Annotated in this window: 15 protein-coding genes; 3 read left to right on the forward strand and 12 right to left on the reverse strand. The window is 73.1% G+C overall.

The features are described 5' to 3' along the window. Positions 1-42 precede the first annotated feature (42 nt). Together ACFU74_RS12690 and ACFU74_RS12695 are read left to right on the forward strand one after the other, a co-directional pair. A complete protein-coding gene (locus ACFU74_RS12690; RefSeq protein WP_380755631.1) occupies positions 43-618 on the forward strand; it encodes a DUF6114 domain-containing protein in 576 nt (191 codons plus the stop codon). After that, positions 615-1,952 carry a hypothetical protein gene (locus ACFU74_RS12695; RefSeq protein ID WP_380755632.1) on the forward strand — a complete coding sequence of 446 codons (1,338 nt, stop codon included), beginning with the start codon at positions 615-617 and terminating at the stop codon, positions 1,950-1,952. Before ACFU74_RS12690 ends, ACFU74_RS12695 begins: the two co-directional genes overlap by 4 nt. Before the next feature lie 75 nt (positions 1,953-2,027). Here ACFU74_RS12695 and pyk read toward each other — a convergent pair whose 3' ends face one another. The 8 genes from pyk to ACFU74_RS12735 all read right to left on the reverse strand — a co-directional run bounded on the left by pyk (position 2,028) and on the right by ACFU74_RS12735 (position 15,600). After that, positions 2,028-3,455 carry a pyruvate kinase gene (pyk, locus tag ACFU74_RS12700; protein ID WP_380755633.1) on the reverse strand — a complete coding sequence of 476 codons (1,428 nt, stop codon included), beginning with the start codon at positions 3,453-3,455 and terminating at the stop codon, positions 2,028-2,030. A gap of 93 nt (positions 3,456-3,548) precedes the next feature. Further along, the gene (locus ACFU74_RS12705; protein ID WP_380755635.1) at positions 3,549-4,781 is read right to left on the reverse strand and encodes an acetate kinase; all 1,233 of its coding nucleotides are present in this window, start codon (positions 4,779-4,781) and stop codon (positions 3,549-3,551) included. Continuing rightward, positions 4,778-6,925, reverse strand: coding sequence for a phosphate acetyltransferase (gene pta, locus ACFU74_RS12710; RefSeq protein WP_380755636.1), 2,148 nt, complete (start codon positions 6,923-6,925; stop codon positions 4,778-4,780). Before pta ends, ACFU74_RS12705 begins: the two co-directional genes overlap by 4 nt. A 134-nt stretch (positions 6,926-7,059) precedes the next feature. Further along, a complete protein-coding gene (locus tag ACFU74_RS12715) occupies positions 7,060-7,734 on the reverse strand; it encodes a hypothetical protein (protein ID WP_380755638.1) in 675 nt (224 codons plus the stop codon). 49 nt (positions 7,735-7,783) lie between these two features. Beyond that, positions 7,784-10,147, reverse strand: coding sequence for a 1,4-alpha-glucan branching protein GlgB (gene glgB, locus ACFU74_RS12720; RefSeq protein ID WP_380755639.1), 2,364 nt, complete (start codon positions 10,145-10,147; stop codon positions 7,784-7,786). A 43-nt stretch (positions 10,148-10,190) separates the two neighbouring features. Further along, positions 10,191-11,681, reverse strand: coding sequence for a phosphotransferase (locus tag ACFU74_RS12725; RefSeq protein ID WP_380755641.1), 1,491 nt, complete (start codon positions 11,679-11,681; stop codon positions 10,191-10,193). Between the two features lie 242 nt (positions 11,682-11,923). Continuing rightward, entirely contained in the window at positions 11,924-13,648 is a 1,725-nt protein-coding gene (gene treS / locus ACFU74_RS12730; RefSeq protein ID WP_380755642.1) for a maltose alpha-D-glucosyltransferase, read from the reverse strand. Continuing rightward, positions 13,645-15,600: an alpha-1,4-glucan--maltose-1-phosphate maltosyltransferase gene (locus ACFU74_RS12735; protein ID WP_380755680.1), complete on the reverse strand. Its 1,956-nt coding sequence runs from the start codon at positions 15,598-15,600 to the stop codon at positions 13,645-13,647. The genes treS and ACFU74_RS12735 overlap by 4 nt, the downstream gene beginning before the upstream one ends. A 1,055-nt stretch (positions 15,601-16,655) precedes the next feature. Here ACFU74_RS12735 and glgP point away from each other — a divergent pair. Next, on the forward strand, positions 16,656-19,319 hold the full coding sequence (glgP, locus tag ACFU74_RS12740; protein WP_380755644.1) for an alpha-glucan family phosphorylase: 2,664 nt from the start codon (positions 16,656-16,658) through the stop codon (positions 19,317-19,319). A gap of 42 nt (positions 19,320-19,361) precedes the next feature. Here the strand turns inward: glgP and ACFU74_RS12745 are convergent, their stop codons facing one another. The 4 genes from ACFU74_RS12745 to glgX form a co-directional block, all read right to left on the reverse strand. Then, positions 19,362-20,114, reverse strand: coding sequence for a class I SAM-dependent methyltransferase (locus ACFU74_RS12745; RefSeq protein WP_380755646.1), 753 nt, complete (start codon positions 20,112-20,114; stop codon positions 19,362-19,364). A 107-nt stretch (positions 20,115-20,221) separates the two neighbouring features. Then, on the reverse strand, positions 20,222-22,090 hold the full coding sequence (locus tag ACFU74_RS12750; RefSeq protein WP_380755648.1) for an ABC transporter ATP-binding protein: 1,869 nt from the start codon (positions 22,088-22,090) through the stop codon (positions 20,222-20,224). Continuing rightward, positions 22,087-23,937, reverse strand: coding sequence for an ABC transporter ATP-binding protein (locus tag ACFU74_RS12755; RefSeq protein WP_380755650.1), 1,851 nt, complete (start codon positions 23,935-23,937; stop codon positions 22,087-22,089). Before ACFU74_RS12755 ends, ACFU74_RS12750 begins: the two co-directional genes overlap by 4 nt. Before the next feature lie 84 nt (positions 23,938-24,021). After that, positions 24,022-26,238, reverse strand: a complete 2,217-nt coding sequence (glgX, locus tag ACFU74_RS12760; protein ID WP_380755652.1) for a glycogen debranching protein GlgX — start codon at positions 26,236-26,238, stop codon at positions 24,022-24,024. Positions 26,239-26,374: the final 136 nt, after the last annotated feature.

Consider the following 26,374-nt stretch of genomic DNA (forward strand, 5'->3'; position numbering starts at 1 on the left):
CCCTTTCTGTTTCACCTCGTCACCTCATCGAGGAGCTGCATCGTGTCCAGCACCCTTGCCGAGCCGCGGCCCGTCGAACGCGAGAACCCCGTCCGGTGGGTACGCCGGGTGTTCCGTGACTTCCGCCGCTCCCGGCCGTTCTGGGGCGGGCTGCTGGCCGTCTTCGCCGGCCTCCCGATCATGTACTTCCCGTACGCCAACCTGTCGTTGAACGGCATGACGATCGCCATGGCCACCACGGCCGGCGCGGGCTCGCTGATCATCGGGGTGCTACTGGTGGTGCTCGGGCTGACCGGCTGGTTCCAGCCGGTCGTCCGGGTCTTCGCGGGCATCGCCACCACCCTGCTCACCCTGGTCTCGATCCCGGTCTCCAACCTGGGCGGCTTCGGGCTGTCGGTCCTTCCGGGCCTGATCGGCGGCGGTCTGATGATCGCCTGGGCGCCGCTGCCGGAGGCCGACCCGGCCGAGGCCGAGGCCGTCGCCGCGCCCGCCGACCGGGCGGCCGTCGACGAGCCCGCCCACGAGCCCGCCGACGAGCCCGCCGTCCGGCAGCCCCCGGCCGCCGTCGAGGGGACCGTCCCGGCGCAGCAGGCGGGCGAGCCCAAGGAGGTCCGGTGAGCGAGCCGCGCGAGGAGCTTCCGCAGTCCCCGGCACGGCGCCCGCCCCGGCACGCGGCGCCCCGCACGCCGGTGCGGGTCCGGCTGCGCGGACGGGCGCTGGCGATGGCCGCCGTGCCGACCGCGCTGCTGATGGCCGCCGCCTACACCCCGAACCCGGCGATCGCCGAGTCCACCGCCGGAAAGCCGTGCGCCACCGCTCCGGACGCCGTGCCGCGGACGCCCGTGGTGGCCGAGACACCGGTGCCCAAGAGCGAGCTGCCGCCGCCGGTCCCCGGCCCGTCCGTCCCGCTGCCGGAGGCCCCGGCCACCGGGACGCCCGCCCCGACCGCGGCCCCGACGGCCGCGCCGGAACCGACGGCCGCGACGGCCGGGCCGGAACCGACGGCGACCGCGACCGCAGGGCCGACCGCGACCGCCGGTGGCGGGGCCGTCCGGGCCGGGCTCGTCGACGACACCGTCGGCGGCATCACCGGCCCGGCCTCCCCGGAAAGCCCGGCGAGCCCCACCGCCACCGCGGGCCCCTCCGCCGGGGCACCGACCGCCGGGACCCCGGCCACGGCGGCACCGACGGGCACGCCGACCACCGAGCCGACGGGCACACCGGCCGGCACCGCCGCACCCACGGCCGCCGCCACCCCTGGAACGACCGCGCCGACCCCGCCCGCCACCCCGGGCGCGTCGACGGCGCCGGCCGCCCCGAAGCCGTCCGGCACCCCGTCCGCCCCCGCGAGGCCGACCGCCTCCGGCAGCCCCTCGGCCACCCCGTCGAAGGACCCGAACTGCCTGGTCGACACCGAGGCGCTGGCCCCCGACGGCAAGCCGGCCGACAACCCGGTCCTGGTGCCGGACCAGAACTGGACCCTGGAGACCACCCGGCTCGCCCTGAACCACGCCGTGCTGCTCGGCGTGGTCAACGTCCGGACTCCCACCGGCACCAAACGGGTGCTGAAGTTCGAGGTGGAGAGCGTCGACATCGAGAACCTGCACATGTCGACGCTGGAGGGCAACGGCAGGACCTTCCACGTCAAGGGCGCGCCCGGCTCGGTCTCGACCATGCGCAAGGGCCCGGTCACCATGTACGTGGAGCGGCTCTCCGGCCATCTGTCCAAGGTGCTCGGCCTGCCGGTCCCGATCGACCTGGGCGAGCTCACCCTCACCCCGGACGGCCCGCTGCCGCAGTGGCTGTACGACCTGATCGGCCAGCTGCAGCTGCCGCTGTGGATCGAGCTGACCGGGGTGACCGCGATCCAGTCGGGCCAGTTCGGCGGCACCCTGAGGATTCCGGGCATGCAGCTCTACAACGACGACCTGCCCTACCCCGGGAACGCCTGAGCCCGGCCCCCCGACGCCCGCGGGGCGGCCCCTCCCGTCCGGAGGGACCGCCCCACGGGCGTGCTTCGCGCCGTCTTACGCGGTGCGGGTGCCCAGGTGGTGCACCTGGACCATGTTGGTGTTGCCGGGGACGCCGGGGGGCGAGCCGGCGGTGACGATCACGGTGTCGCCCGCGCCCAGCTCGCTGATGCGCAGCAGCTCCCGGTCGACCTGCGCGACCATCTCGTCGGTGGTGTCCACCTGCTCGGTCACGTGCGCCTCGACGCCCCAGCTCAGCGAGAGCTGGTTGCGGGTGGCGTGGTCCGGGGTGAAGGCGATCACCGGGATCGGCGAGCGGTAGCGGGAGAGCCGGCGCGCGGTGTCACCGGACTTGGTGAACGCGACCAGCGCCTTGCCGTTCAGGAAGTCGCCCAGCTCGCACGCGGCGCGGGCGATGGAGCCGCCCTGGGTGCGCGGCTTGCGGCCGGGGTTGAGCGGCTGGAGGCCCTGGGAGAGCAGCTCCTCCTCGGCCTTCTCGCAGATCCGGCTCATGGTCCGGACGGTCTCGACCGGGTACTTGCCGACGCTGGACTCGGCGGACAGCATGACCGCGTCCGTGCCGTCCAGGATGGCGTTGGCGACGTCGGAGACCTCGGCGCGGGTCGGGCGCGAGGCGTGGATCATCGACTCCATCATCTGGGTGGCGACGATGACCGGCTTGGCGTTCCGGCGGGCCAGGGTGATCAGCTGCTTCTGGACCAGCGGCACCCGCTCCAGCGGGTACTCGACGGCCAGGTCGCCACGGGCCACCATGATCGCGTCGAAGGCGAGGACGATCTCCTCCATCGCCTCGACGGCCTGCGGCTTCTCGATCTTGGCGATCACCGGCACCCGGATGCCGACCTCGTCCATGACCTCGTGGACGTCCTTGATGTCCGCGGCGTTGCGGACGAAGGAGAGGGCGACCATGTCGACGCCCAGGCGGAGGGCGAAGCGCAGGTCCTCCTTGTCCTTCTCGGACAGGGCGGGCACGTTGACGGCCGCGCCGGGGAGGTTGATGCCCTTGTTGTTCGAGAGCACGCCGCCCTCGACGACCACGGTCTTGACCCGCGGGCCGTCGACGCTGACGACCTCAAGGGCGATGACGCCGTCGTTGATCAGGACCGGGTCGCCGGGCTTGACGTCGCCCGGGAGGCCCTTGTAGGTGGTTCCGCAGATGTGCTGGTCACCGGGGACGTCCTCGGTGGTGATGGTGAACTCGTCGCCGTTGTCGACGGTCACCGGACCGTTGGCGAAGGTCGCCAGACGGATCTTGGGGCCCTGGAGGTCGGCCAGAACGCCGATGGTCTTGCCGGTGTCCTCCGAAACCTGGCGGACCTTGCGGTACCGCTCCTCGTGTTCCCCGTGGGAGCCGTGGCTCATGTTCAGGCGGGCGACGTTCATGCCCGCTTCGACGATGGCCTTGAGCTGTTCGTAGGAGTCCGTCGCGGGACCCAGGGTGCAGACAATTTTCGCTCGGCGCATATCGATCAGTCTATCCGTTCGTGTTATTGGTGCATTCGGCGCGAATGGAGAGGAATCGCCGGCCAGGAGTCCGCAGAACGAGACGACGGGGGGTCAGTTTTCGGACGACCGGTGCACCAGGGCGAAGGTCTGCCGGGCGATCTCCAGCTCCTCGTCGGTGGGGACGACGGCGACCGCCACCCGGGCGCGGCCCCCCGAGGGGAGCAGGGCGGGGGAGATGATCCGCGGCTCGCGCGAGCGTACCGAGTTGAGTTCGGGGTCGACGGCGATGCCGAGCTCCTCCAGGCCGGCCGTGGCGGCGGCCCGCACCGGTGCCGCGTTCTCCCCGACGCCCGCGGTGAAGGCGATCGCGTCCACCCGGCCGAGCACCGCGTAGTACCCGCCGATGTACTTGCGCACCCGGTGGACGTACGCGTCGAAGGCCAGCTTCGCGTCCGCGTCGCCGTCGTCGGCGCGGCGCATGATCTCGCGCATGTCGTTGTCCCCGCACAGGCCCAGCAGGCCGCTGCGGCGGTTGAGCAGGTCGTCGATGCCGTCGATCGACAGCCCGCCCACCCGGTGCAGGTGGAAGACCACGCCCGCGTCGATGTCACCCGAACGAGTGCCCATCACCAGGCCCTCCAGCGGGGTCAGGCCCATCGAGGTGTCGACGCAGCGCCCGCCGGCCACCGCCGAGGCGGAGGCGCCGTTGCCCAGGTGCAGCACGATCACGTTGACCTCGGCCGGGTCCTTGCCGAGGAGCCGCGCGGTGGCCCGCGAGACGTACTGGTGCGAGGTGCCGTGGAAGCCGTAGCGGCGCACCCGGTGCTCGTCGGCCACGTCCTTGTCGATCGCGTACCGGGCGGCGTGCTCGGGCATCGAGGAGTGGAAGGCGGTGTCGAAGACGGCCACCTGCGGCAGGTCGGGCCGCAGCCCCCGGGCCACCTCGATGCCGGTGATGTTGGCCGGATTGTGCAGCGGCGCCACCGGGATCAGCCGGCGGATCTCCTTGAGCACGTCGTCGGTGATCACGGTCGGCTCGGTGAACCGCAGCCCGCCGTGCACCACCCGGTGGCCGATCGCGGCCAGCTCGGGCGAGTCCAGCCCCAGCCCGTCGGCGGCCAGCTCCTCGGCGACCGCCTTGAGCGCCGCGCCGTGGTCGGGGAAGGCCTGGACGGTCTCCCGCTCCGCGCCGCCGCGGGGGGCGTGCAGCAGCCGCCCGCCGGCCTCGCCGATCCGCTCGACCAGCCCGGAGGCGAGCCGGTCGCCGTCCAGCATGTCGATCAGCTGGTACTTCACCGACGAGGAGCCGGCGTTCAGCACCAGGACCCGTGTGCCCGCACTCATGCCGTGCCCCCTTCACCGCGCGGCCCGGACCCGCGCTCCTGCGACTGGATGGCGGTGATCGCCACCGTGTTGACGATGTCCTGCACCAGCGCGCCGCGCGACAGGTCGTTGACCGGCTTGCGCAGCCCCTGGAGCACCGGTCCGACGGCGACGGCCCCGGCCGAGCGCTGGACCGCCTTGTAGGTGTTGTTGCCGGTGTTGAGGTCCGGGAAGATCAGCACGGTCGCCCGGCCGGCCACCGGCGAGCCGGGCAGCTTGGCCGCCGCGACGTGCGCGTCCACCGCGGCGTCGTACTGGATCGGCCCCTCGACCAGGATGTCCGGGCGCAGCTCGCGCACCAGCTCGGTCGCCTTGCGGACCTTGTCGACGTCCGCGCCGGAGCCGGAGGTGCCGGTCGAGTAGGAGAGCATCGCGACCCGCGGCTCGACGCCGAACTGGGCGGCGGTGGCGGCCGACTGGATGGCGATGTCGGCGAGCTGCTGGGCGTCCGGGTCCGGGTTGACCGCGCAGTCGCCGTAGACCAGCACCTTGTCCGCCAGGCACATGAAGAAGACGCTGGAGACGATGGCCGCCCCCGGCGAGGTCTTGATCACCTCGAAGGCGGGGCGGATGGTGGCGGCGGTGGAGTGCGCCGCGCCGGAGACCATGCCGTCGGCGATGCCCTCCTGGACCATCAGGGTGCCGAAGTAGGAGACGTCGGTGACCACGTCCAGGGCCAGCTCGACGGTCATGCCCTTGTGCGCCCGCAGCTTGGCGTACAGCTCGGCGAACTGGCGGCGCAGCGGGCTGGTGGCCGGGTCGACGATCCGCACCTGCGCGCGGTCGGCGGCCGGGTTCTCGGCGGGCAGGCCGATGCCGAGCGCGGCGGCCTTGCGGCGTACGGCGTCGGGCTCGCCGAGCAGGGTGAGGTCGCAGATGTTGCGGCGCAGCAGGATCTCGGCGGCGCGCAGCACCCGCTCCTCGGTGCCCTCCGGCAGCACCACGTGCCGGCGGGCCGCCCTGGCCCGCTCCAGCAGCTCGTGCTCGAACATCATCGGGGTCACCCGCTCGGACCGGCCGACCTCGATCAGCTTGGTCAACTCATCGGTGTCCACGTGCAGTTCGAACAGTCCGAGGGCGGTCTCGGCCTTCCGGGGGCTGGCCGCGGAGAGCTTGCCCTCCAGGTGGGTCAGCGCGGCGGCGGTGAGCCAACTGCCCTCCGGGACGACCGCGACCGGGGTGCCGGGCGCGAGCCGGGCGGCCAGCGCCATCACGTTCGGGCCGGGGTGCTGGCCGAGGGTGAGCAGGACGCCGGCGATCGGCGGTGCGCCGGCGGCGTGCGCGGCCAGCGAGCCGATCACCAGGTCGGCGCGGTCCCCGGGGGTGACCACCAGGGCGCCCTCGGTCAGGGCGTCCAGGAAGGTCGGCAGCATCGCGCCGCCGAAGACGAAGCCGCGCACGTCCCGGGCCAGGCCGGCCGCGTCGCCGATCAGCACCTCGGCGCCGGTGGCGTCGACCAGCTGGGCGACGGTCGGCGCGGCCAGCGCCGGCTCCTCGGGGATGACGTAGGCGGGGATCGGCAGCTTCTCGGAGAGCTTGTGCCGGACCGGCTGCTCGGCGGCCGGGGCGACCCGGTTGGCGATCATCGCCAGGGTCTCGCAGCCGAGGTCGGTGTAGGCGCGGTGGGCGTTGCGGACCTCGGCGATCACCGCGTCGGCGTCCTCGCCGTGCCCGCCGACCACCGGCAGCACGGCGGCGCCGAACTCGTTGGCCAGCCGGGCGTTGAAGGCCAGCTCGTCGGGGATGTTGGTGTCGGCGAAGTCGGTGCCGAGCACCAGGACCGCCTGGCAGCGCCGCTCCAGCGCGTGGAAGCGGTCCACCAGCACCGAGACCAGCTCGTCCTGCCCGTGCGCGGCCTGGAGCGCGGCGGCCTCCTCGTAGCTGAGGCCGTACAGCTCGGCGGCCGGCAGGTCCAGCCGGTAGCGGGCGCGCAGCAGCTCGACCACGTGGTCCGCGCCCGCCTCCCCGGGGGTCTGGGCGTGCACCAGGGGGCGGAACACCCCGACCCGGTCCACCCGGCGGGTGAGCAGCTCCATGACCCCGAGCTCCACCGCCTGCCGGCCGTCCCCCCGGCCGATCCCGGTCACGTACACGCTGCGCGCCACGCGGCTCTCTCCGTCCCGTCGTCTCAGGAAGTGGTCATATCGACCATACCTTCGCACCGTGAACGCCCGTTCGCGAGCAGAACGGCCCGGCGGGGGGCAAGGGGCCGAAGGTCATCCGGGACGGCCGGAGGTCATCAGGGGAAGCGGTCGGGGCCGGTGAGCCGGACGGTCACCGCGGCGGGCTGCTCGGTGAGGGAGAGCAGGGTGATCCGCTTGTCCAGCAGCCAGCCGTGCCGGTGGGCCAGGGTCCCGCCGGGACCCGGGGTCCAGCCGTCGGCGGCCAGCCGGGCGCGCAGCCGGCGGGCCGCCTCGGCGCCGGACAGGCCCTCGGTGCTCACGATCACGAGGTCGCGGCGGCAGGCGTGCAGGCCGCAGCTGCGGTCGGGGCCGCTGTCGTGCCCGACGGCCAGGCCGTGCGGCAGCGACACCTCGTGGCGTTCCGGGGAGAAGGGCTCGTGGACGGCGAGCTGGTAGAGCAGACCGATGACCAGGCCGACCAGTGAGTGGGCGGCGATCGCGATGGTCGCCCCCGCGGCCGGCTGGACGGACCCCCGGGCCGGCCGGGGGCCGTGGCGCCGCCGCTCGGTCAGGGTGCCGAGCAGCACCACCAGCCCGGCGGCGAGCGGGTAGCCGGACTGGGACTCGGCGGTGGCCCGGCTGTGGAACCACTCGCGTTCCAGCCCGACCGGGACCACCGCGAGGGCGACCAGTACGGCGGCGACCACCAGCCCGGTCGCCCGGGTGCGGGCCAGTGCGGCCCAACAGGCCAGTGGCAGCAGGAGGTAGCACCAGCCCAGCACCAAACCCACAGAAGGCCCCCCGCCTGCTGCCGACGTCTCAGGCGGGGAGCCTAGAACGTCACGCCGGGCGGAGCCAGAGGGTCGCCAGCGGGGGCAGGACCAGTTCGGCGCTGCGCGGCTGGCCGTTCCAGGTGACCGGTTCCGCCTTCACCGGAAGGGAGTTGGCCGTTCCGCTGCCACCGTACTCCGTGGCGTCGGTGTTGAGGGCCTCTTCCCAGAGCTGGTCGCGGCCGGGCAGCTCGGGCAGGCCGATCCGGTGGCCGTGCCGGACGACGGGGGAGAAGTTGCAGACGGCGACCAGCGGGGTGCCGTCGGCGGCGTACCGGACGAAGGAGAGCAGGTTGTCCTCGGCGGAGCCGCCGTCCAGCCAGCGGAAACCCGCGGGGGCGGTGTCCTGCTCCCAGAGCGCCGGGCTCTCCAGGTAGCGCCGGTTGAGGTCGCCCACCAGCCGGCGTACGCCCCGGTGCTCCTCGTGCGCCGGCCACTTCCGGTCGAGTACCCACCACTGCGGGCCCTGCTCGTGGTGCCACTCCGCGCCCTGGGCGAACTCCTGCCCCATGAACAGCAGTTGCTTGCCCGGGTGGGCCCACATGAAGCCGAGGTAGGCGCGGTGGTTGGCGCGCTGCTGCCACCAGTCGCCGGGCATCTTGGCGACCAGCGCCTGCTTGCCGTGCACCACCTCGTCGTGCGAGATCGGCAGGATGTAGTTCTCCGAGTAGGCGTACACCATCGAGAAGGTGATCTCGTTGTGGTGGTACTTGCGGTGCACCGGGTCCTTGCTCATGTAGACCAGCGAGTCGTGCATCCAGCCCATGTTCCACTTGAGGCCGAAGCCGAGCCCGCCCTGGTCGGTGGGCCGGGTGACGCCGTCCCAGGCGGTGGACTCCTCGGCGACGGTGATCACCCCGGGGCAGCGCCGGTAGACGGTGGCGTTCATCTCCTGGAGGAAGGCGGCCGCGTCGAGGTTCTCCCGCCCGCCGTACTGGTTGGGGCTCCAGTCGCCGCTGTCGCGCGAGTAGTCGAGGTAGAGCATGGAGGCGACGGCGTCCACCCGCAGGCCGTCGACGTGGAACTCCTCGCACCAGTAGACCGCGTTGGCGACCAGGAAGTTGCGCACCTCGGTCCGGCCGTAGTCGAACTCCAGGGTGCCCCAGTCCGGGTGCTCGGCGCGCTGCGGGTCGGCCGGCTCGTACAGCGGCTGGCCGTCGAAGCGGGCGAGCGCGAAGTCGTCCTTGGGGAAGTGCGCGGGCACCCAGTCGACGATCACGCCGATGCCGTGCTGGTGCAGGGTGTCGACCAGGAAGCGGAAGTCGTCCGGACTGCCGAGCCGGGCGGTGGGCGCGTAGTAGCCGGACACCTGGTAGCCCCAGGAGCCGCCGAACGGGTGCTCCATGACCGGCATGAACTCCACATGGGTGAAGTTCAACTCCTTGAGGTACCCGGGGAGTTCGGCGGCAATGGCGCGATAGGTGGTGAGGTCGGGGCGCCAGGAGGGCAGATGCAGCTCGTACACCGACATCGGGGCGCGGTGGTGCACCGTGCGCGCCCGGCGGGCCATCCACTCGCCGTCCTGCCAGCGGTGGGACGAGGCGGTGACGACCGAGGCGGTGCCGGGCGGGATCTGCGCGGCACGGGCGAGCGGGTCGGCCTTGTCCAGCACCCAGCCCTGCCGGGTGTGGATCTCGTACTTGTACTGGGCGCCCTCGCCGAGGTCCGGGACGAACAGCTCCCAGACCCCGGAGGAGCCGAGCGAGCGCATCGGGTGGCCGGTGCCGTCCCAGTGGTTGAAGTCGCCGATCAGCCGGACGCCGACGGCGTTCGGCGCCCAGACGGCGAAGGCGGTGCCGGCCACGCCGTCCACGGTGCGCAGGTGCGAGCCGAGCGCCTGCCAGAGCTGCTCGTGCCGGCCCTCGGAGATCAGGTGCAGGTCGAGTTCGCCGAGGGTGGGCGGGGTGCGGTAGCCGTCGTGCTGGCGGATCGGCTCGCCGCCGGGGTAGCCGACCAGCAGCCGGTAGTCGGGTGCCTCCGGGGCCGCCAGCAGGCCGGTGAACAGACCGCCCTGTTGGTGGGTGAGCTCCACGGGGCCCTGCTCCGTCTCCACCACGACCCGCTCGGCGAACGGGCGGAGCACCCGGATCGCGGTGCCGCCGTGCACGGGGTGGGCGCCGAGCAGGGCGTGCGGGTCGTGGTGCTGGCCCCGGACCAGCCGGTCCACCTCGCCGGGCGGCAGCGGCGCCTCGGGCAGCCGCAGCGCCCCGGGGGACGCCGGCGCGGCGGGCGCCGGCTCGGCGGGCCGGGGGGCGGCCGGCGCCGGCTCGGCCCGCCGGACGGTCGCGGGCTCACGCTGCGGGGAGTCCGGGCCGGCCAGGAAGGTGGCCGGCACGGAGCGGGTGGTGCGGCCTGGCGGGTCGAGCGGCGTCACGGCGGGGACCTCTCTTGGAGCGGGGCGGGAGGGACGGGGGACGTCAGACGGTGAGCGCCAGCCGGTTGATCGCGGCCAGTGGGATCGGCAGCCAGCTCGGCCGGTGCCGGGCCTCGTACACCACCTCGTACACCGCCTTGTCGATCTCCAGCGCGCGCATCAGCTCCGGCGAGGCGGCCGGGTCGGTGCCGCCGCCCGCGGTGTAGCCGGCGCAGAACGCGGTCCGGTTGCGCTGCGCCCAGGCGGCGGCCAGGTGCGCCAGCTCCGGGTCGGGCGGCCCGCCGGCCAGCAGGTGGGCGGCGGCGTAGTCGAAGGAGCGGAGCATCGCGGCGACGTCCCGCAGCGCGGTCTGCGGCTCGCGCCGCTCGGCGACCGACTTGGCCGGCTCGCCCTCGAAGTCCAGCAGCACCCAGCCGTGCGGGGTGCGCATCGCCTGGCCGAGGTGCAGGTCGCCGTGGATCCGCTGGACCGGCAGGCCGTCCGGGTGGGCGTCGGCCATCTGCTGGAAGGCCGAGCGCAGCGCGCCCCGGTAGCGCATCAGCCCGGGTACGGCGGCCACCGCGCTGTCCAGCCGGTCGGCCATCGCGGTCGCCAGCTGCCGGGTCTGGGTGCGGTCCAGCCGGGCGACCGGCATCGAGCGGGCGAGCACCCGGTGCACCTCGGCGGTGGCCCGGCCCAGCCGGTGCGCCTCGATCGCGAAGTTGCCCGGAGACGGGTCGCCCTTCAGCCGGCCCACCTGGTCGAGGGCGAGCTCCCAGCCGTCCTCGGCCTCGGGGAGGTAGCGCTGGAGCAGCCCGAGGGTGGCCGGCTCGGCGCGCTCCAGGCGGCTCTCGAACCAGGCGGCGACCCGGGGGATGCGGGTCGAGCCGGCCCGGGAGAGCGCGAGCGACAGTTCGAGGTCGGGGTTGGTGCCGGGGTGGACGCGGCGGAACAGCTTCAGGATGTAGGAGGTGCCGTAGATGACCGAGCTGTTGGACTGCTCGGCGGTGGAGGCGCGGCCGGGCAGGTTGGTGGGGAGTCCGGAGCCCGGGGTGCGGCGGAAGGACAGCGAGCCGAACCGGTCGCCGGTGGCCAGGTGCTCCAGCAGCCGCCCGGTGAGCTCCGGGTCGTGCACCGCGTCGTAGAGCGCCGCCCCGTCGTACGGGCCCTGGGTGAGCCGGCCGAGGACGGCGGACGGCTCGATGCCGTGGGGGCCCTGCGAGCGGATGCCGAGCAGCAGTTGGTACAGGTCGCCGTGCGGCGCGCCGGCGGTGGCGGCGTGCTCGACCCGGAGCAGCAGGTGCAGCAGGGCGGGATCGCCGACCTGGAGGGGGGTGCCGACCACGGGGGTGAGGCCGGTGATCGGCCGCCCCTTCCCGGCGTACCAGCGCTGGGTGGGGAGCCACTCGGCGATCAGCGGCAGTGCCGCCTGGACGAGTTCGCTGACCCCCAGGGCGGTCCTCCGGACCCCGGTGCCCCGCGGGGCGGCCGCCGCGGTGGGGCCGGCTGGGGCGTCACGGTGCAGGGGGGCTTGCGAACGGGAGGTTTCGGACATGACTCCCTTTCCCCGGAGGAGCTGGGCGGATCGCCCGACGGGTCTGGCCGGGTCCGTCAGTCTTCCGGATTGCGGCGGCGCGGCGGCTGCGGCACGCGAGCGGTGGGCCCGGGTGTCACGCCTTCGTGTGGGTGGCCGTTGGGCTGTTCTCCGTACGCGGTGGTGCAGAGACGACCGGGGGCGCGGGATGCGAACTCGCGCCCCCGGAGGCTTCGATGGGGCCTGCGGCGGGTGCCGGATCGTTACTTCGATCGCCTGGTTCCGCTCAGCCTGGGCGGCCGGCGGAGCTGGAACCAGTAGAAGCCGTGGCCGGCGAGGGTGAGCAGGTACGGCCACTCACCGATCGAGGGGAAGCGCACCCCGCCGATCAGCTCGACCGGGTACCGCCCGCCGTACTGCCTCAGGTCCAGTTCGGTCGGCTGCGCGAAGCGGGAGAAGTTGTTCACGCACATGACCAGGTCCCCCTCGTGCTCGCGCACGAAGGCCAGCACCGCGGGGTTGCTGGAGGGCAGTTCGGTGTAGCTGCCGAGGCCGAACGCCGGGTTGAGCTTGCGGATCTCGATCATGCGACGCGTCCAGTGCAGCAGCGAGCTCGAACTGCTTTGCTGCGCCTCGACGTTGGTCACCTGATAGCCGTACACCGGATCCATGATGGGCGGCAGACTGAGCCTGCCCGGGTCGGCGGAGGAGAAACCCGCGTTGCGGTCCGGGGTCCACTGCATCGGGGTCCGGACGCCGTCCCGGTCGCCCAGCCAGATGTTGTCCCCCATGCCGATCTCGTCCCCGTAGTAGAGCACCGGCGAGCCGGGCAGGGAGAGCAGCAGGGCGGTGAAGAGTTCGATCTGGTTGCGGTCGTTCTCCAGCAGCGGGGCGAGCCGCCGGCGGATGCCCACGTTGGCGCGCATCCGCGGGTCCTTGGCGTACTCGGCGTACATGTAGTCGCGCTCCTCGTCGGTGACCATCTCCAGGGTCAGCTCGTCGTGGTTGCGCAGGAAGATGCCCCACTGGCACCCGTGCGGGATGTTGGGCGTCTTGGCGAGGATCTCCGAGACGGGGTAGCGGGACTCCCGGCGGACCGCCATGAAGATCCGCGGCATCACCGGGAAGTGGAACGCCATGTGGCACTCGTCGCCGCCGGAGGCGAAGTCGCCGAAGTAGTCGACGACGTCCTCCGGCCACTGGTTGGCCTCGGCGAGCAGCACGGTGTCCGGGTAGTTGGCGTCGATCTCCTTGCGGACCCGCTGGAGGAACTCGTGGGTCTCCGGCAGGTTCTCGCAGTTGGTGCCCTCCCGGGCGAACAGGTACGGCACCGCGTCCAGCCGGAACCCGTCGATGCCGAGGTCCAGCCAGAACCGCAGGCCGGCGATCATCTCGTCCTGGACCCGGGGGTTGTCGTAGTTGAGGTCCGGCTGGTGGGAGAAGAACCGGTGCCAGAAGTACTGCTTGCGCACCGGGTCGTACGTCCAGTTGGAGGTCTCGGTGTCGACGAAGATGATCCGGGCGTCGGGGTACTGCTTGTCGTCGTCGGCCCACATGTAGAAGTCGCCGTACGGGCCGTCCGGGTCCTCCCGGGAGGCCTGGAACCACGGGTGCTGGTCGCTGGTGTGGTTCATGACGAAGTCGATGATCACGCGCATGCCGCGCAGGTGCGCCGCGTCCACGAACTCCATGAAGTCGGCGAGGTCGCCGAACTCCGGCAGCACCGCCTTGTAGTCGGAGACGTCGTACCCGCCGTCGCGCAGCGGCGAGGCGAAGAACGGCGGCAGCCAGAGGCAGTCGACGCCGAGCCACTGCAGGTAGTCGAGCTTGGAGGTGAGCCCCCTGAGGTCCCCGACACCGTCGCCGTTGCTGTCCTGGAAGGACCGCACCAGCACCTCGTAGAAGACCGCACGCTTGAACCACTCGGGGTCCAGGTTCTTCTCGGAGGTCTCGGGGAAGGTGTCGGGGACGGGCTCGTTCACTGTCACGCTGGGTTCCTCCGAACCGTGAGGAGGTGGGCCGGCTCGGCTGAGGGGTCGAGCCGGACGTAGTTGTGCCGGCCCCACGTGTAGGCGGCACCGGTGAGCTCGTCGTGGACCGCGTACGGCCCGTCCCCGTCGAGGGTGACGGTGGCCTCCTGGGCGTGGTGGGGATCCAGGTTGACCACGGTGATGAGGTGGTCGGTGAGGCCGTCGGGGGTCGGTGCGGTCTTGGAGTAGGCGAGCACCTGGTCGTTGTCGGTGGGGTGGAAGCGCAGCGAACGCAACTGCTGGAGGGCCGGGTGACGGCGGCGCAGCCGGTTCAGGACGGTGAGCAGCGGGGCGAGGGTGTCGGTGCGGCTCCAGTCCCGGGGGCGCAGTTCGTACTTCTCCGAGTGCAGGTACTCCTCGGATCCGGGGTGGGCCGGCTCGTTCTCGTAGAGCTCGTAGCCGGCGTACACGCCGTAGCTGGGGGAGAGGGTGGCGGCCAGCACGGCGCGGATCGCGAAGGCGGCCGGGCCGCCGTGCTGGAGGTAGGCGTGCAGGATGTCCGGGGTGTTGGCGAAGAGGTTGGGCCGCATGTGGGCGGCCGCGTCGCCGGACAGCTCGGTGAGGTACTCGGTGAGTTCCGCCTTGCTGTTGCGCCAAGTGAAGTACGTGTACGACTGGTGGAATCCGATCTTCCCCAGGGTGTGCATCATCGCGGGGCGGGTGAAGGCCTCGGCGAGGAACAGGACGTCGGGGTCGGTGCGGGCGATGTCGGCGAGCACCCGCTCCCAGAAGACCACCGGTTTGGTGTGCGGGTTGTCGACCCGGAAGATCCGTACGCCGTGCGCCATCCAGAACCGGAGGACCCGGATCGTCTCCTTGACGATTCCGTCCATGTCCTGGTCGAAGTTGATCGGATAAATATCCTGATATTTTTTCGGCGGATTCTCGGCGTAGGCGATGGTGCCGTCCGCGCGGTGGCTGAACCATTCCGGGTGCTTGTTCACCCACGGGTGGTCCGGCGAACACTGGAGCGCGAAGTCCAGCGCCACCTCCAGGTGCAGCGCGGTGGCCTCGGCGACGAAGTGGTCGAAGTCCTCGATGGTCCCGAGGTCCGGGTGGACGGCGTCGTGGCCCCCCTCCGGCGAGCCGATCGCCCACGGCGAGCCGACGTCGTGCGGACCGGCCGTCAGGGTGTTGTCCGGGCCCTTGCGGAAGGCTCGTCCGATCGGGTGGACCGGCGGCAGGTAGACCACGTCGAAGCCCATCGCGGCGATCGCCGGCAGCCGCTCGGCGGCGGTCCGCAGGGTCCCCGAGCGGGGCGGCTCCACCCCGGCGGGGTCGACCACCGCGCCCTCCGAACGGGGGAAGAACTCGTACCAGGAGCCGAACAGCGCCCGCTCCCGGTCCACCTGGAGCGGGAGCGGCCGGGAGGCGCTCACCAGTTCGCGCAGCGGGAAGCGGGCCAGCAGCTCCTGCACCTCGGGGGCGAGCGCGGCGGCCAGCCGGGACAGCGGCGGCAGGCCCGGGTCGCGCAGCGCCTCGGCGGCGGCCAGCACCACCGCCCGGCCGTCCTTCTTCGGCACCCCGGCGGCGGCGCGCTCCAGCAGCTGGGCGCCCTCCTCCAGGACGAGCGCCGTGTCGATCCCGGCCGGCAGCTTGACCGAGGCGGTCCTGCGCCAGGTGGCCACCGGGTCGGACCACGCCTCCACCAGGTACGACCAGCGGCCGGGGGCGGTCGGGGTGACGTGCGCGCCCCAGCGGTCGCTGCCCTCGGCCAGCTCGCGCATCGGGGTCCACGGGCCGCTGCGGCCGCGCGGGTCGCGCAGCACCACGTTGGCGTTCACGGCGTCGTGGCCCTCGCGGAACACGGTCGCGCTGACCGGGAAGGCCTCGCCCACCACGGCCTTGGCCGGGCGGCGGCCGGCGTCTACGAGTGGGCTGACGTCCAGGACGGGGATGCGGCCGATCACGGTGTCGCTCTCTGTCGTCGTGCGGGCGGCGGTCTTGCCGGCGGAGGTCTTCCGGGCGGCGGCGGGCTTCGCGCGGGCGCGTCCCGCGGCGGGGCGCGCGGCGGCGGCCCGGGCCGGGGCTGCGTCCTCGGCCGGTCCGGCGGAGGGGTCGGCGGTGCTCGCGCTGCGGCGGGTGGTGGTGCGCTTGCGCGGTGCCTCCGCCCTTGTGGGGGGAGTGGCCCGGCTCTCGTCGGCCCCGGGTTGCCGGGCCGGTTCGTCCGGTCGCTCCGTACGGATAGCCCCGGCGCCCCGGGGCCCCGGCATCGCCGCGTCTGTCCGAGTGTCAGAATCCATCCGTCCGGCGGATTCCGCGACCGCTGCGTCGAGGGTGTCGGCCACCGGTGTGGACTGGTCCCGCGTGTCGCCGTGCATGCCAAACTCCTGCCCGAGATCGGCGGTGGCTCCCGCGGGCCGGAGCGGCCAGGGGAGTACCGGGAGGACTACTGGGTGGGGAGGACGTGCGACGGAAGCCTGCCCGCGCCGCCGTTCCGGGCAACCTGCCCCGCTCCCGCTCGGCCCGCGGCGGAGAGCCCGAGAGCCCGCGCGCGTTCCGGCGCACGCCTTCGGGGGCGCGCATCCGGACGACCCGGCCCACCCGTGAACGAGCCGGGCCGGGGCGAGGACACGCGGCGGTCCGCGATGCTCGCCGAATGGACCAATCAGGATGAGGAACGGTCAACGCGAAAAGGATTCGGACGTGCTGCTTCGCGGGGGAACGCCACCCGTCTCCGCACACCCCGCAGCATCGACGACCGTGCTTCATCCTCGCACCGGTGACCCCGATTCCGCAGCGGTACGCCAGGAGTTCCATCGGCGATCCGGCGCGGGTCCGCCGGGGGAAAAGGATCTGTTCCACGGCGTTCACGCATTGGTGGCGCGGCCCTGCGGAAAGTGCGCCTCGCGCGCCCCCCGTGCAGACCAATGCGCCGAATGCGATCTCATCAATAGGCCGAACGGATGCCGAATAGCCCAACTGACGCACCATCATGCCATCCGTCGCGGCTACGCTTCACGCCGTGAAGGCAATCCGCAGATTCACCGTCCGCACCGTCCTGCCCGAACAACTCCAGCCGTTGCACGAGCTGGCCCTCAACCTGCGCTGGTCCTGGCACCCCGAGACCCGGGACCTCTTCCGGTCCGTGGACCCGGACGTCTGGGCCGCGACGGGCGAGGACCCGGTGCGGCTGCTCGGGGAGGTCCCCGCCGCCCGGCTCGCCGCGCTCGCCGCCGACCGCCGGTTCCTGCGCCGGCTCGGCGACCTCGCCGACGACCTGCGGGAGTACCTGGCCGGCCCGCGCTGGTACCAGAGCGCCGGACAGCAGGCCGCCGCCCCGCTGCCCGCCGCCATCGCCTACTTCTCGCCCGAGTACGGCATCGCCGCCGCGCTGCCCCAGTACTCCGGCGGCCTCGGCATCCTGGCCGGCGACCACCTCAAGGCCGCCAGCGACCTCGGCGTCCCGGTCATCGGCGTCGGCCTCTTCTACCGGCACGGCTACTTCCGGCAGTCCCTCGACCGGGACGGCTGGCAGCAGGAGCGCTACCCCCTGCTGGACCCGGACGAGCTGGCCGTCACCCTGCTCCGCGAGGCCGACGGCACCCCCGCCCGGGTCGACCTCGCCCTGCCCGGCGGCCGCACCCTCGCCGCGCACATCTGGAAGGCCCAGGTCGGCCGCGTCCCGCTGCTGCTGCTCGACTCCGGCATCGAGGCCAACTCACCCGCCGAGCGCGACGTCACCGACCGCCTCTACGGGGGCGGCAGCGAGCACCGGCTGCTCCAGGAGATGCTGCTCGGCATCGGCGGCGTCCGGGCGGTGCGCGCCTACCAGCGGCTCACCGGCCACCCCGCCCCCGAGGTCTTCCACACCAACGAGGGCCACGCCGGCTTCCTCGGCGTCGAGCGGATCCGCGAACTGGTCGCCGACACCGGCCTCGACTTCGCCGCCGCCCTGGAGGCGGTCCGGGCCGGCACCCTGTTCACCACCCACACGCCCGTCCCGGCCGGCATCGACCGGTTCGACCGCGAGCTGGTCGCCCGGCACTTCGCCGGGGACGCCGCGCTGCCCGGCGTCCCGGCCGACCAGGTGCTCGCGCTCGGCGCCGAGACCTGGCGCGGCGGCGACCCCAAGCTGTTCAACATGGCCGCCATGGGCCTGCGGCTCGCCCAGCGCGCCAACGGCGTCTCCACCCTGCACGGCGAGGTCAGCCGCTCGATGTTCAACGGCCTCTGGCCGGGCTTCGACGCCGCCGACGTCCCGATCACCTCGGTCACCAACGGCGTGCACGCCGCCACCTGGATCGACCCGGCCGTGGTGCGGCTCGGGGCCACCGAGATCGGCGCCGACCGCGCCGAGGAGGCCATGACCACCGGCGAGACCCAGCGCTGGACGGGGCTGGAGCGGATCGGCAACGCCGAGGTCTGGGACCTGCGCCGCACCCTGCGGGCCCAGCTGGTCGACGAGGTCCGCCACCGGCTGCGCGCCTCCTGGCGCCAGCGCGGGGCCGGCGAGGCCGAGCTCGGCTGGGTCTCCTCGGTGCTCGACCCGGACGTGCTGACCATCGGCTTCGCCCGCCGGGTGCCGTCCTACAAGCGGCTCACCCTGATGCTCCGCGACCAGCAGCGGCTGCGCGCCCTGCTGCTGCACCCCACCCGGCCGGTGCAGATCGTGGTCGCCGGCAAGGCCCACCCGGCCGACGACGGGGGCAAGCGGCTGATCCAGCAGATGGTCGCCTTCGCCGACGACCCGGCCGTGCGGCACCGGATCGTCTTCCTGCCGGACTACGACATGGCGATGGCCCAGCACCTCTACCCGGGCTGCGACGTCTGGCTGAACAACCCGCTCCGCCCGCTGGAGGCCTGCGGCACCTCGGGGATGAAGGCCGCGCTCAACGGCTGCCTCAACCTGTCGGTGCTGGACGGCTGGTGGGACGAGTGGTACGACGGCCAGAACGGCTGGGCGATCCCCACCGCCGACACCGGTGAGGGCGTGCTCGACCCGGACAGCCGGGAGGCCGAGCGGCGCGACGACATCGAGGCCGCCGCGCTGTACGACCTGATCGAGGAGCAGGTGGCCGCCCGCTTCTACGACCGGGGCTCGGACGGCCTGCCGCACCGGTGGATCGCGATGGTCCGGCACACCCTGGTCACCCTCGGGCCCAAGGTGCTGGCCGGGCGGATGGTCCGCGAGTACGTCGAACGGCTCTACGCCCCGGCCGCGCTGGCCCAGCGCGAACTGGCGGGGACCGGCGCGTTCCGGGCCGCCCACGAGCTGGCCGAGTGGAAGGCCGGGGTGCGCGAGGCCTGGCCGGTCGTCCGGGTGGAGCACGTCGAGGCGGACTGCCCGGACGAGGCGCAGGAGCTGGGCAGCGCGCTGGCGCTGCGGGTGCAGGTGGCGCTCGGCCCCCTGGAGCCGGCCGACGTCGAGGTGCAGGTGGTCTCCGGCCGGGTCGACGAGTCGGACCGGATCTCCGACGCCTGCCTGCTCGCCCTCAAGCCGGTCGGCGGGCCCGACCTCGACGGGCGGACCAGGTACGAGGGCTCCCTGGAGCTCTGCCGCACCGGGCCGTTCGGTTACACCGTACGGGTGCTGCCCGCCCATCCCCGGCTGGCCTCGCCCGCCGAGTTGGGGCTGGTGGCGCTGCCGCCGGAGATGGCGGGGATGGACGCCGGAGTGCTGCGCTGAGCGGCGGGAGCGGGGCGCCGGTCCGGCCGGCGCCCCCTCCTGCTACCGCACGGCGGCGACCATGGCGTCGGTGACCGAGCGCCAGGCCACCCCGGCCTCGGCGAAGCCCGCCTCGCGCAGCCGCTCGACGTGCCAGCCGGCCGGGTGGGACTCGCCGTCGGCGTGCGAGCCGTACATCCGGTTGCGGACGGCCACCTGCTCGGCGAGCAGCGGGTCGGCCGCGGCGGCGATCCACCAGCCCTCCCAGTCGAGGACGCCCTCGGCCTTCTCCCGCTCCTGCCGTCCGTGCCGCAGTGCCCGTTCGGCGGCGTTGAGCAGCGGGACCGCCGGGTCGGGCATGTGGTCGGCGTTGAGGAAGACCCCGCCGGGGCGGACCAGGCCGGCCAGGTCGCCGAGGAGCCGGACCAGGGCGGTGCCGGGCAGCCAGTGCAGCGCGGTGGCGGTCACCACCGCGTCGAACGGGCCGGGCGGGAGGGCCTCGGCCCACCGGGGGTCCTTGAGGTCGGCGGAGACCAGGGTGAACCGCTCGTCGTCGCCGAGGACGCCGCGGGCGATGGTCATCAGCGCCGGGTCCTGGTCCACGCCGACGCTGGTGGCGCCGGGCAGCCTGGCGAACAGCCGCTCGGTGATGCTGCCGGTGCCGCAGGCGAGGTCGAGGACGCGCGGGGCGGGCCCCGCCACCGCCTCCACCACGTCGAGCATCACCCGGAACCGCTCCTCGCGGTCGGGCAGGTACCACTCCTGCTGGCGGTCCCAACTGCGCTGCCACTGCTCCCAGTGGTGACGGTCGACCATGGTCGTTCCCCTTCGTGATCCCGAGGCGGTGAACCCGGGAACGACCATAGGCCCTTTCGGTAATGGATGAAAGGGCCTATGGACTGTTACTCATGGGGTGTCGGCCGTCAGACCAGACTGTCCCGCCAGGCCTGGTGCAGCTTGGCGAAGCGTCCGGCGGCGTCGATCAGCTCGCCCGGGGTGCCGTCCTCGACGATCCGGCCCTGGTCCATCACCAGCACCCGGTCCGCGATCTCCACGGTGGAGAGGCGGTGGGCGATGATCACGGCCGTCCGGCCGGCCAGCACCGTGCGCATCGCCTGCTGCACGGCCTGCTCGCCGGGCACGTCCAGCGAGCTGGTGGCCTCGTCGAGGATCAGCACCGCCGGGTCGGCGAGCAGCGCGCGGGCGAAGGCGACCAGCTGCCGCTGGCCGGCCGAGATCCGTCCGCCGCGCTTTCGCACGTCGGTGTCGTAGCCGTCCGGCAGCTCGGCGATGAAGTCGTGCGCGCCGATCGCCCGGGCGGCCTCCTCGATCTCGGCGCGGGAGGCTCCCGGACGGCCGATCGCGATGTTCTCGGCGACCGTGCCGGAGAACAGGAAGGACTCCTGGGTCACCATCACCACCCCGCGCCGCAGCTCCGGCCCGGTCAGGTCGCGCAGGTCCACCCCGTCCAGGGTGATCCGGCCCTCCGTCGGGTCGTAGAACCGGGCGAGCAGCTTGGCCACCGTCGACTTGCCGGCCCCGGTGGCGCCGACCACGGCGACGGTCTGCCCGGCCGGCAGCAGCAGGTCGAACGGCGGCAGCACCTCCGCGCCGGTCCGGTAGGCGAACCGGGTCTTCTCGAAGTGCACCTCCCGGCCCTTGATGGCCGAGGCCGGCAGCTCCCGGGGCGCCGCCGGCTCGGCCACGGTGGGCTCGTGGGCGAGCAGGCCGGCGATCTTCTCCAGCGCGGCGGCGGCCGACTGGTAGCTGTTCAGGAACATCGCCAGCTGGTCGATCGGCTCGAACAACCGGTGCAGGTAGAGCACGAAGGCCGTCAGCACGCCCAGCTCGGTCGATCCGTCGGTGACCAGGTAGGCGCCGAGCACCACCACGCCGGTGGTCCAGATGTTGGCCGTCATGCGGGACAGGCCCCCGTACCGGGCGACCTCCAGCAGGCTGTCCGCGGTGGCGGAGGCCGACTGCCGGTTCACCACGGCGAACGCCGCGTCGTTGGTCCGCTCGCGGCGGAACGCCTTCACCGGGCGGATGCCGTTCATGGTCTCGGTGAAGCGGACGATCAGCGAGGCCGCCGCGGTGCGCGAACGCCGGTAGACCAGACGTGAGCGGCGCCGGAACGACTGGGTGATCACCCACAGCGGGAGGAAGGCGAGCAGCGCGGCCAGGCCGAGCTGCCAGTCCAGCACCAGCAGGATCACCGAGATGGAGCAGACCGACAGCGAGACCGTCAGCAGCTCCTGGAGCCCTTCGGAGAGCAGTTCGCGCAGCGCCTCCACGTCGCTGGTGGCGCGCGAGATGATCCGGCCCGAGGTGTACCGCTCGTGGAAGTCCAGGCTGAGCCGCTGGGCGTGCCGGAAGATCCGGCCGCGCAGGTCCATCAGGACGTCCTGGTTGACCCGGGCGCTGACCCTGATGAACGTCCACTGGAACAGCGTGCTGAGCAGCGCGCAGCCCAGGTAGGCGGCGATCACCGCGATCAGCGGGCCGGAGTCGTGGTCGCGCAGCGCCGGGATGCCGCGGTCCATCGCGAGGGCGACCAGCAGCGGCCCGGACTGCAGGGCGGCCTGCTGGAGCAGGATCACCGTCATCGCGGCGGCGATCCGGCCCCGGCGCGGGCGGAGCAGCGAGCGCAGCAGGGCGCCGGGTGCGCCGGGCGGGACGGGGATGTCCTCCTCGTCGGCCGGCGGGGTGGGCGGCTCCTCCTCGTGCGGACCGGCCGGATGCGGGTGGACGTCCTCCGTCAGGGTGTCGACGGGCTCGCAGGCGGTGGTCATCGGGCGGTGCTCCTCTCCGGGGCGAGGGCGGCCTCGCCCGACATGAGTGCGCGGTAGCGCGCCGAGCTCTGCAGCAGCTCCTGGTGGGTGCCGACCGCCTCGATCCGGCCGTCCGCCAGGACGGCGACCCGGTCGGCGAGCAGCACGGTGCTCGGACGGTGGGCGATCACCAGGGCGGTGGTGGAGGCGAGGACCTCGCGCAGGGCGCGTTCGACCAGTGCCTCGGTGTGCACGTCCAGCGCGGAGAGCGGGTCGTCGAGCACCAGGAAGGCGGGGTCGCCGACCACGGCGCGGGCCAGGGCGAGCCGCTGGCGCTGGCCGCCGGACAGGCCCAGGCCCTGCTCGCCGACCTCGGTGTCGACGCCTTCGGACAGGTGGTCGACGAATCCGGCCTGGGCGGTGGCGAGCGCGGCGCGCAGCCGGTCCTCGCCCGCGCCGGGGGCGCCCATCAGCACGTTCTCCCGGATGGTGGTGGAGAACAGGGTGGGGTCCTCGAAGGCGACCGCGACCAGCTCGCGCAGGTACGGGCGGTCCAGCTCGCGGATGTCCCGGCCGTCCAGGGTGATGGTGCCGGCGGTGGTCTCGTAGAGGCGGGGGAGCAGCGCGGTCAGCGTGGTCTTGCCGCTGCCGGTGGCGCCGACCAGGGCCATCGTCTCGCCGCTGCGGATGTGCAGGTCCACGCCGCGGAGCAGGTCGGGGGTGCCCGCGGGGGCGTCGGGGTAGCGGAAGCGGACGTCGGTGAACCGGATGCCGTCGGGGGTGGTGACGGTCTTCACGGCCGTGGTGGCGGGGCGGATGGTTTCGGCCGGCTCGGCGTCGGGCTCGTCCAGCACCTCGAAGAAGCGGTCGGTGGCGGTGGCGGCCTCGTTGGAGTAGGCCATCAGCCAGCCGAGGGACTCGATCGGCCAGCGCACGGTGAGCGCGGTCGAGAGGAAGGCGACCAGGGCGCCGGCGCTGAGTTCGTCGTGCGCGACCAGGTAGGTGCCGACGGCGATGGCGCAGCCGAGGGCGAGTTCGGGCAGGCCGATGACGATCGACCAGAGGTTGGCGAGCATGCCGGCCTTCTCCAGCTCCGTATGGCGGAGCACGGCGGACTGCTCGTGGAACCGCTCCGCCATGGAGCGGTGGCGGCCGAAGGCCTTGAGGATGCGGATGCCGAGGACGGACTCCTCGACGAGGGTGGTGAGGTCGCCGTTGCGGTCCTGCGTCAGGCGGGTGGCGCGGGAGTAGCGGGACTCGAACCGGCGGGTGAGCAGGAACAGCGGGAGGGTCGGGCCGAGGGTGATGAGGGCGAGCCGCCAGTCCTGGGTGAACATCAGCGCGATGCCGGCCAGGAAGGTCAGCGTGTTGACGACGAGGAAGACCAGCGGGAACGACAGGAAGGTCCGCATGACGTACAGGTCGGACATCGCGCGGGAGAGCAACTGGCCGGAGCCCCAACGGTCGTGGAAGGCGATCGGCAGTCGCTGCAGCTTGCCGTAGAGCTCGCCGCGCAGCGTCGTCTCGACGTCGGCCAGTGGTCTGGCCACCACCACGCGGCGGAGGTGGAAGAAGGCGGCCTCGGAGAGGCCGAGCAGGAGCAGGAGGGCCGCGAGGGGCCAGAGGGCTTCGAGGTCGTGCTCGGCGATCGGGCCGTCGACGATCCGGCCGAGGACGATCGGGACGAGCAGAGTGCTGAGGGAGGCGAGCAGCGCGGCGGTCACCGAGACCACCAGGCGCATGCGGACCGGACGGACGTAGGGCCACAGCCGAAGGAGCGATCGCACTGTCGAGCGCGGCGCGGGAGGCGCGGTGCCGGGCACTGCGACGGAGTCGGTGGCTGTGTCAAGGACTTGGTTCTTGGCCATCGCGGCGAGAATAGGCCGGATACCCTCTATCGCTCAGCCGGATATCGAACGAACCGTCGATTACCGGCCAAGTGCTCGGCCGGATCAGGGCGTTGCCCGGAAAAGGTGCAGCGAGCGGCCGGTGAGCAGCACGGTGTCGTTCGGGAGGTGTAGACCGGTGGGGCCGTCGCCGCCCTCGCCGGCGGTGTCGACGACGGTCTCGTAGCGGGTGCTCTCGGCCGTCCACGGGGCCCCGGGCAGGACGAAGGGAAGGGGGCGCGCACCCGCGTTGAGGAGCAACAGGAAGCTGTCGTCGAGCAGTGGACGGCCGTAGGCGTCGCGCTCGGACATGGCGGTTCCCGACAGGAGCATGCCCAGTGATGCGGACGGCGTAAACCAGTCGGTCTCGGTCATGTCCCGGCCAAGCGGGGTGAACCAGACCAGATCGGGCCGACCGTCCGGAGAAGTGGCGCGGCCGGAGAAGAACGCCCGCCTCCGGAGCACGGGGTGGCGGCGGCGCAGCCGGACCAGTGCGGCGGTGAACGCGTGGAGGTCGCGCCAGGCCGGGTCGTCCAGCAACGACCAGTCCAGCCAGCTCACTTCGCTGTCCTGGCAGTAGGCGTTGTTGTTGCCGCCCTGGGTGCGGCCGAACTCGTCCCCGGCGGTGAGCATCGGGACGCCGGCGGAGAGTAGCAGGGTGGCTGTGAGGTTGCGCAGTTGGCGGTGGCGCAGCGCGATGACGCCGGGGTCGGCGCTCTCGCCCTCGGCGCCGTGGTTCCAGGAGCGGTTGTCGTCGGTGCCGTCCCGGTTGCCCTCGCCGTTGGCCTCGTTGTGCTTGCGGTCGTAGGAGACGAGGTCGCGCAGGGTGAAACCGTCGTGCGCGGTGACGTAGTTGACGGAGGCGTACGGGCGGCGGCCGGCGTGCTGGTACAGGTCGGAGGACCCGGAGAGGCGGTAGCCGAGCTCCCGGACGTCGGGGCGGGCGCCGCGCCAGAAGTCCCGTACGGTGTCGCGGTAGCGGTCGTTCCACTCGGCCCACGGGGGCGGGAAGCCGCCCACCCGGTAGCCGCCCGGGCCGACGTCCCAGGGCTCGGCGATCAGCTTCACCCGGCTGAGCAGCGGGTCCTGGGCGATGGCGGTGAGCAGCGGGTGGTCCGTGGTGACCTCGTCGCCGCCGTGGCCGCCGCCGCGGGCGAGGGCGGCGGCGAGGTCGAAGCGGAAGCCGTCGACGCCCATCTCGTGCACCCAGTACCGCAGCGAGTCGGTGATCAGCCGGATCACCGGGGGGCGGCGGGTGTCCAGGGTGTTGCCGCAGCCGGTGTAGTCCGCGTAGCCGCGCGGGCGGTTGGGCGGGAGGCGGTAGTGGCCGGCGTTGTCGACGCCGCGCAGGAACAGCGAGGGGCCCCTCTCGGCGCCCTCGGCGGTGTGGTTGTAGACCACGTCGAGGATCACCTCGATGCCGGCCGCGTGCAGCGCGCGGACCATCCGCTTGAACTCGCCGACCTGGCCGCCGCGCGAGCCGGAGGCGGAGTAGCCGGCGTGCGGGGCGAAGTAGCCGACGGTGTTGTAGCCCCAGTAGTTGACGAGGCCGCGGGCCTGGAGGTGGTCCTCGCTGACGTGCTGGTGGACGGGGAGCAGCTCGACCGCGGTGACGCCGAGCCCGGTGAGGTGGGCGAGGGCGGCGGGGTGGGCGAGGCCGGCGTAGGTGCCGCGCAGGGCGGGCGGGACGCCGGGGTGGCGGAGGGTGAAGCCGCGCACGTGCAGCTCGTACAGGACGGTCTCGGCCCAGGGGGTCTTGGGGCGGTGGTCGTCGGACCAGTCGTCGTCGTCCCGGACGACGACGGATCGGGGAACGTACGGGGCCGAGTCGCGGTTGTCCCTGACGGTGTCGGCGACGTCCGCCTCGGGCCAGCCGCGGACGGCGGCGCAGACCGCGTCGTGGGAGGTGTAGGCGCCGTCGACGGCGCGGGCGTAGGGGTCCAGCAGCAGCTTCGCCGGGTTCCACCGGGCGCCGGTCCACGGGTCCCAGCGGCCGTGCACGCGGTAGCCGTAGCGGGTGCCGGGGAGGACGCCGGGGACGAAGCCGTGCCAGGTCTGGGCGTCCTGCTCGGTGAGGCGCAGCCGGGTCTCGCGGCCGTCGTCGTCGAAGAGGCAGAGGTCGACGGCCTCGGCGCCGCCGGCCCAGAGCGCGAAGTTGGTGCCGGGGCGGCCGTCCGGGCCGGGGTGGAAGCGGGCGCCGAGCGGCTGCCGGCTGCCCGGCCACGGCACCGCGCCGCCGGGCTGCGCGCGTACGGCGGTCGCCGACTCCTGCCCTGACGCCATGGCGCTGCCCTCCCTGCCGGAGTGTCCCGGACCCCGTGCGGACTCTCATTCCCTGTTCACACCGGACGGAAGCGGCTGAACACCGTCTTACCGGCAGATGGCGCCCGTGCACACACCCGCGAAGCCCGCCCCGCCG

Source organism: Kitasatospora sp. NPDC057500, assembly GCF_042802195.1.
Lineage (GTDB): Bacteria > Actinomycetota > Actinomycetes > Streptomycetales > Streptomycetaceae > Kitasatospora.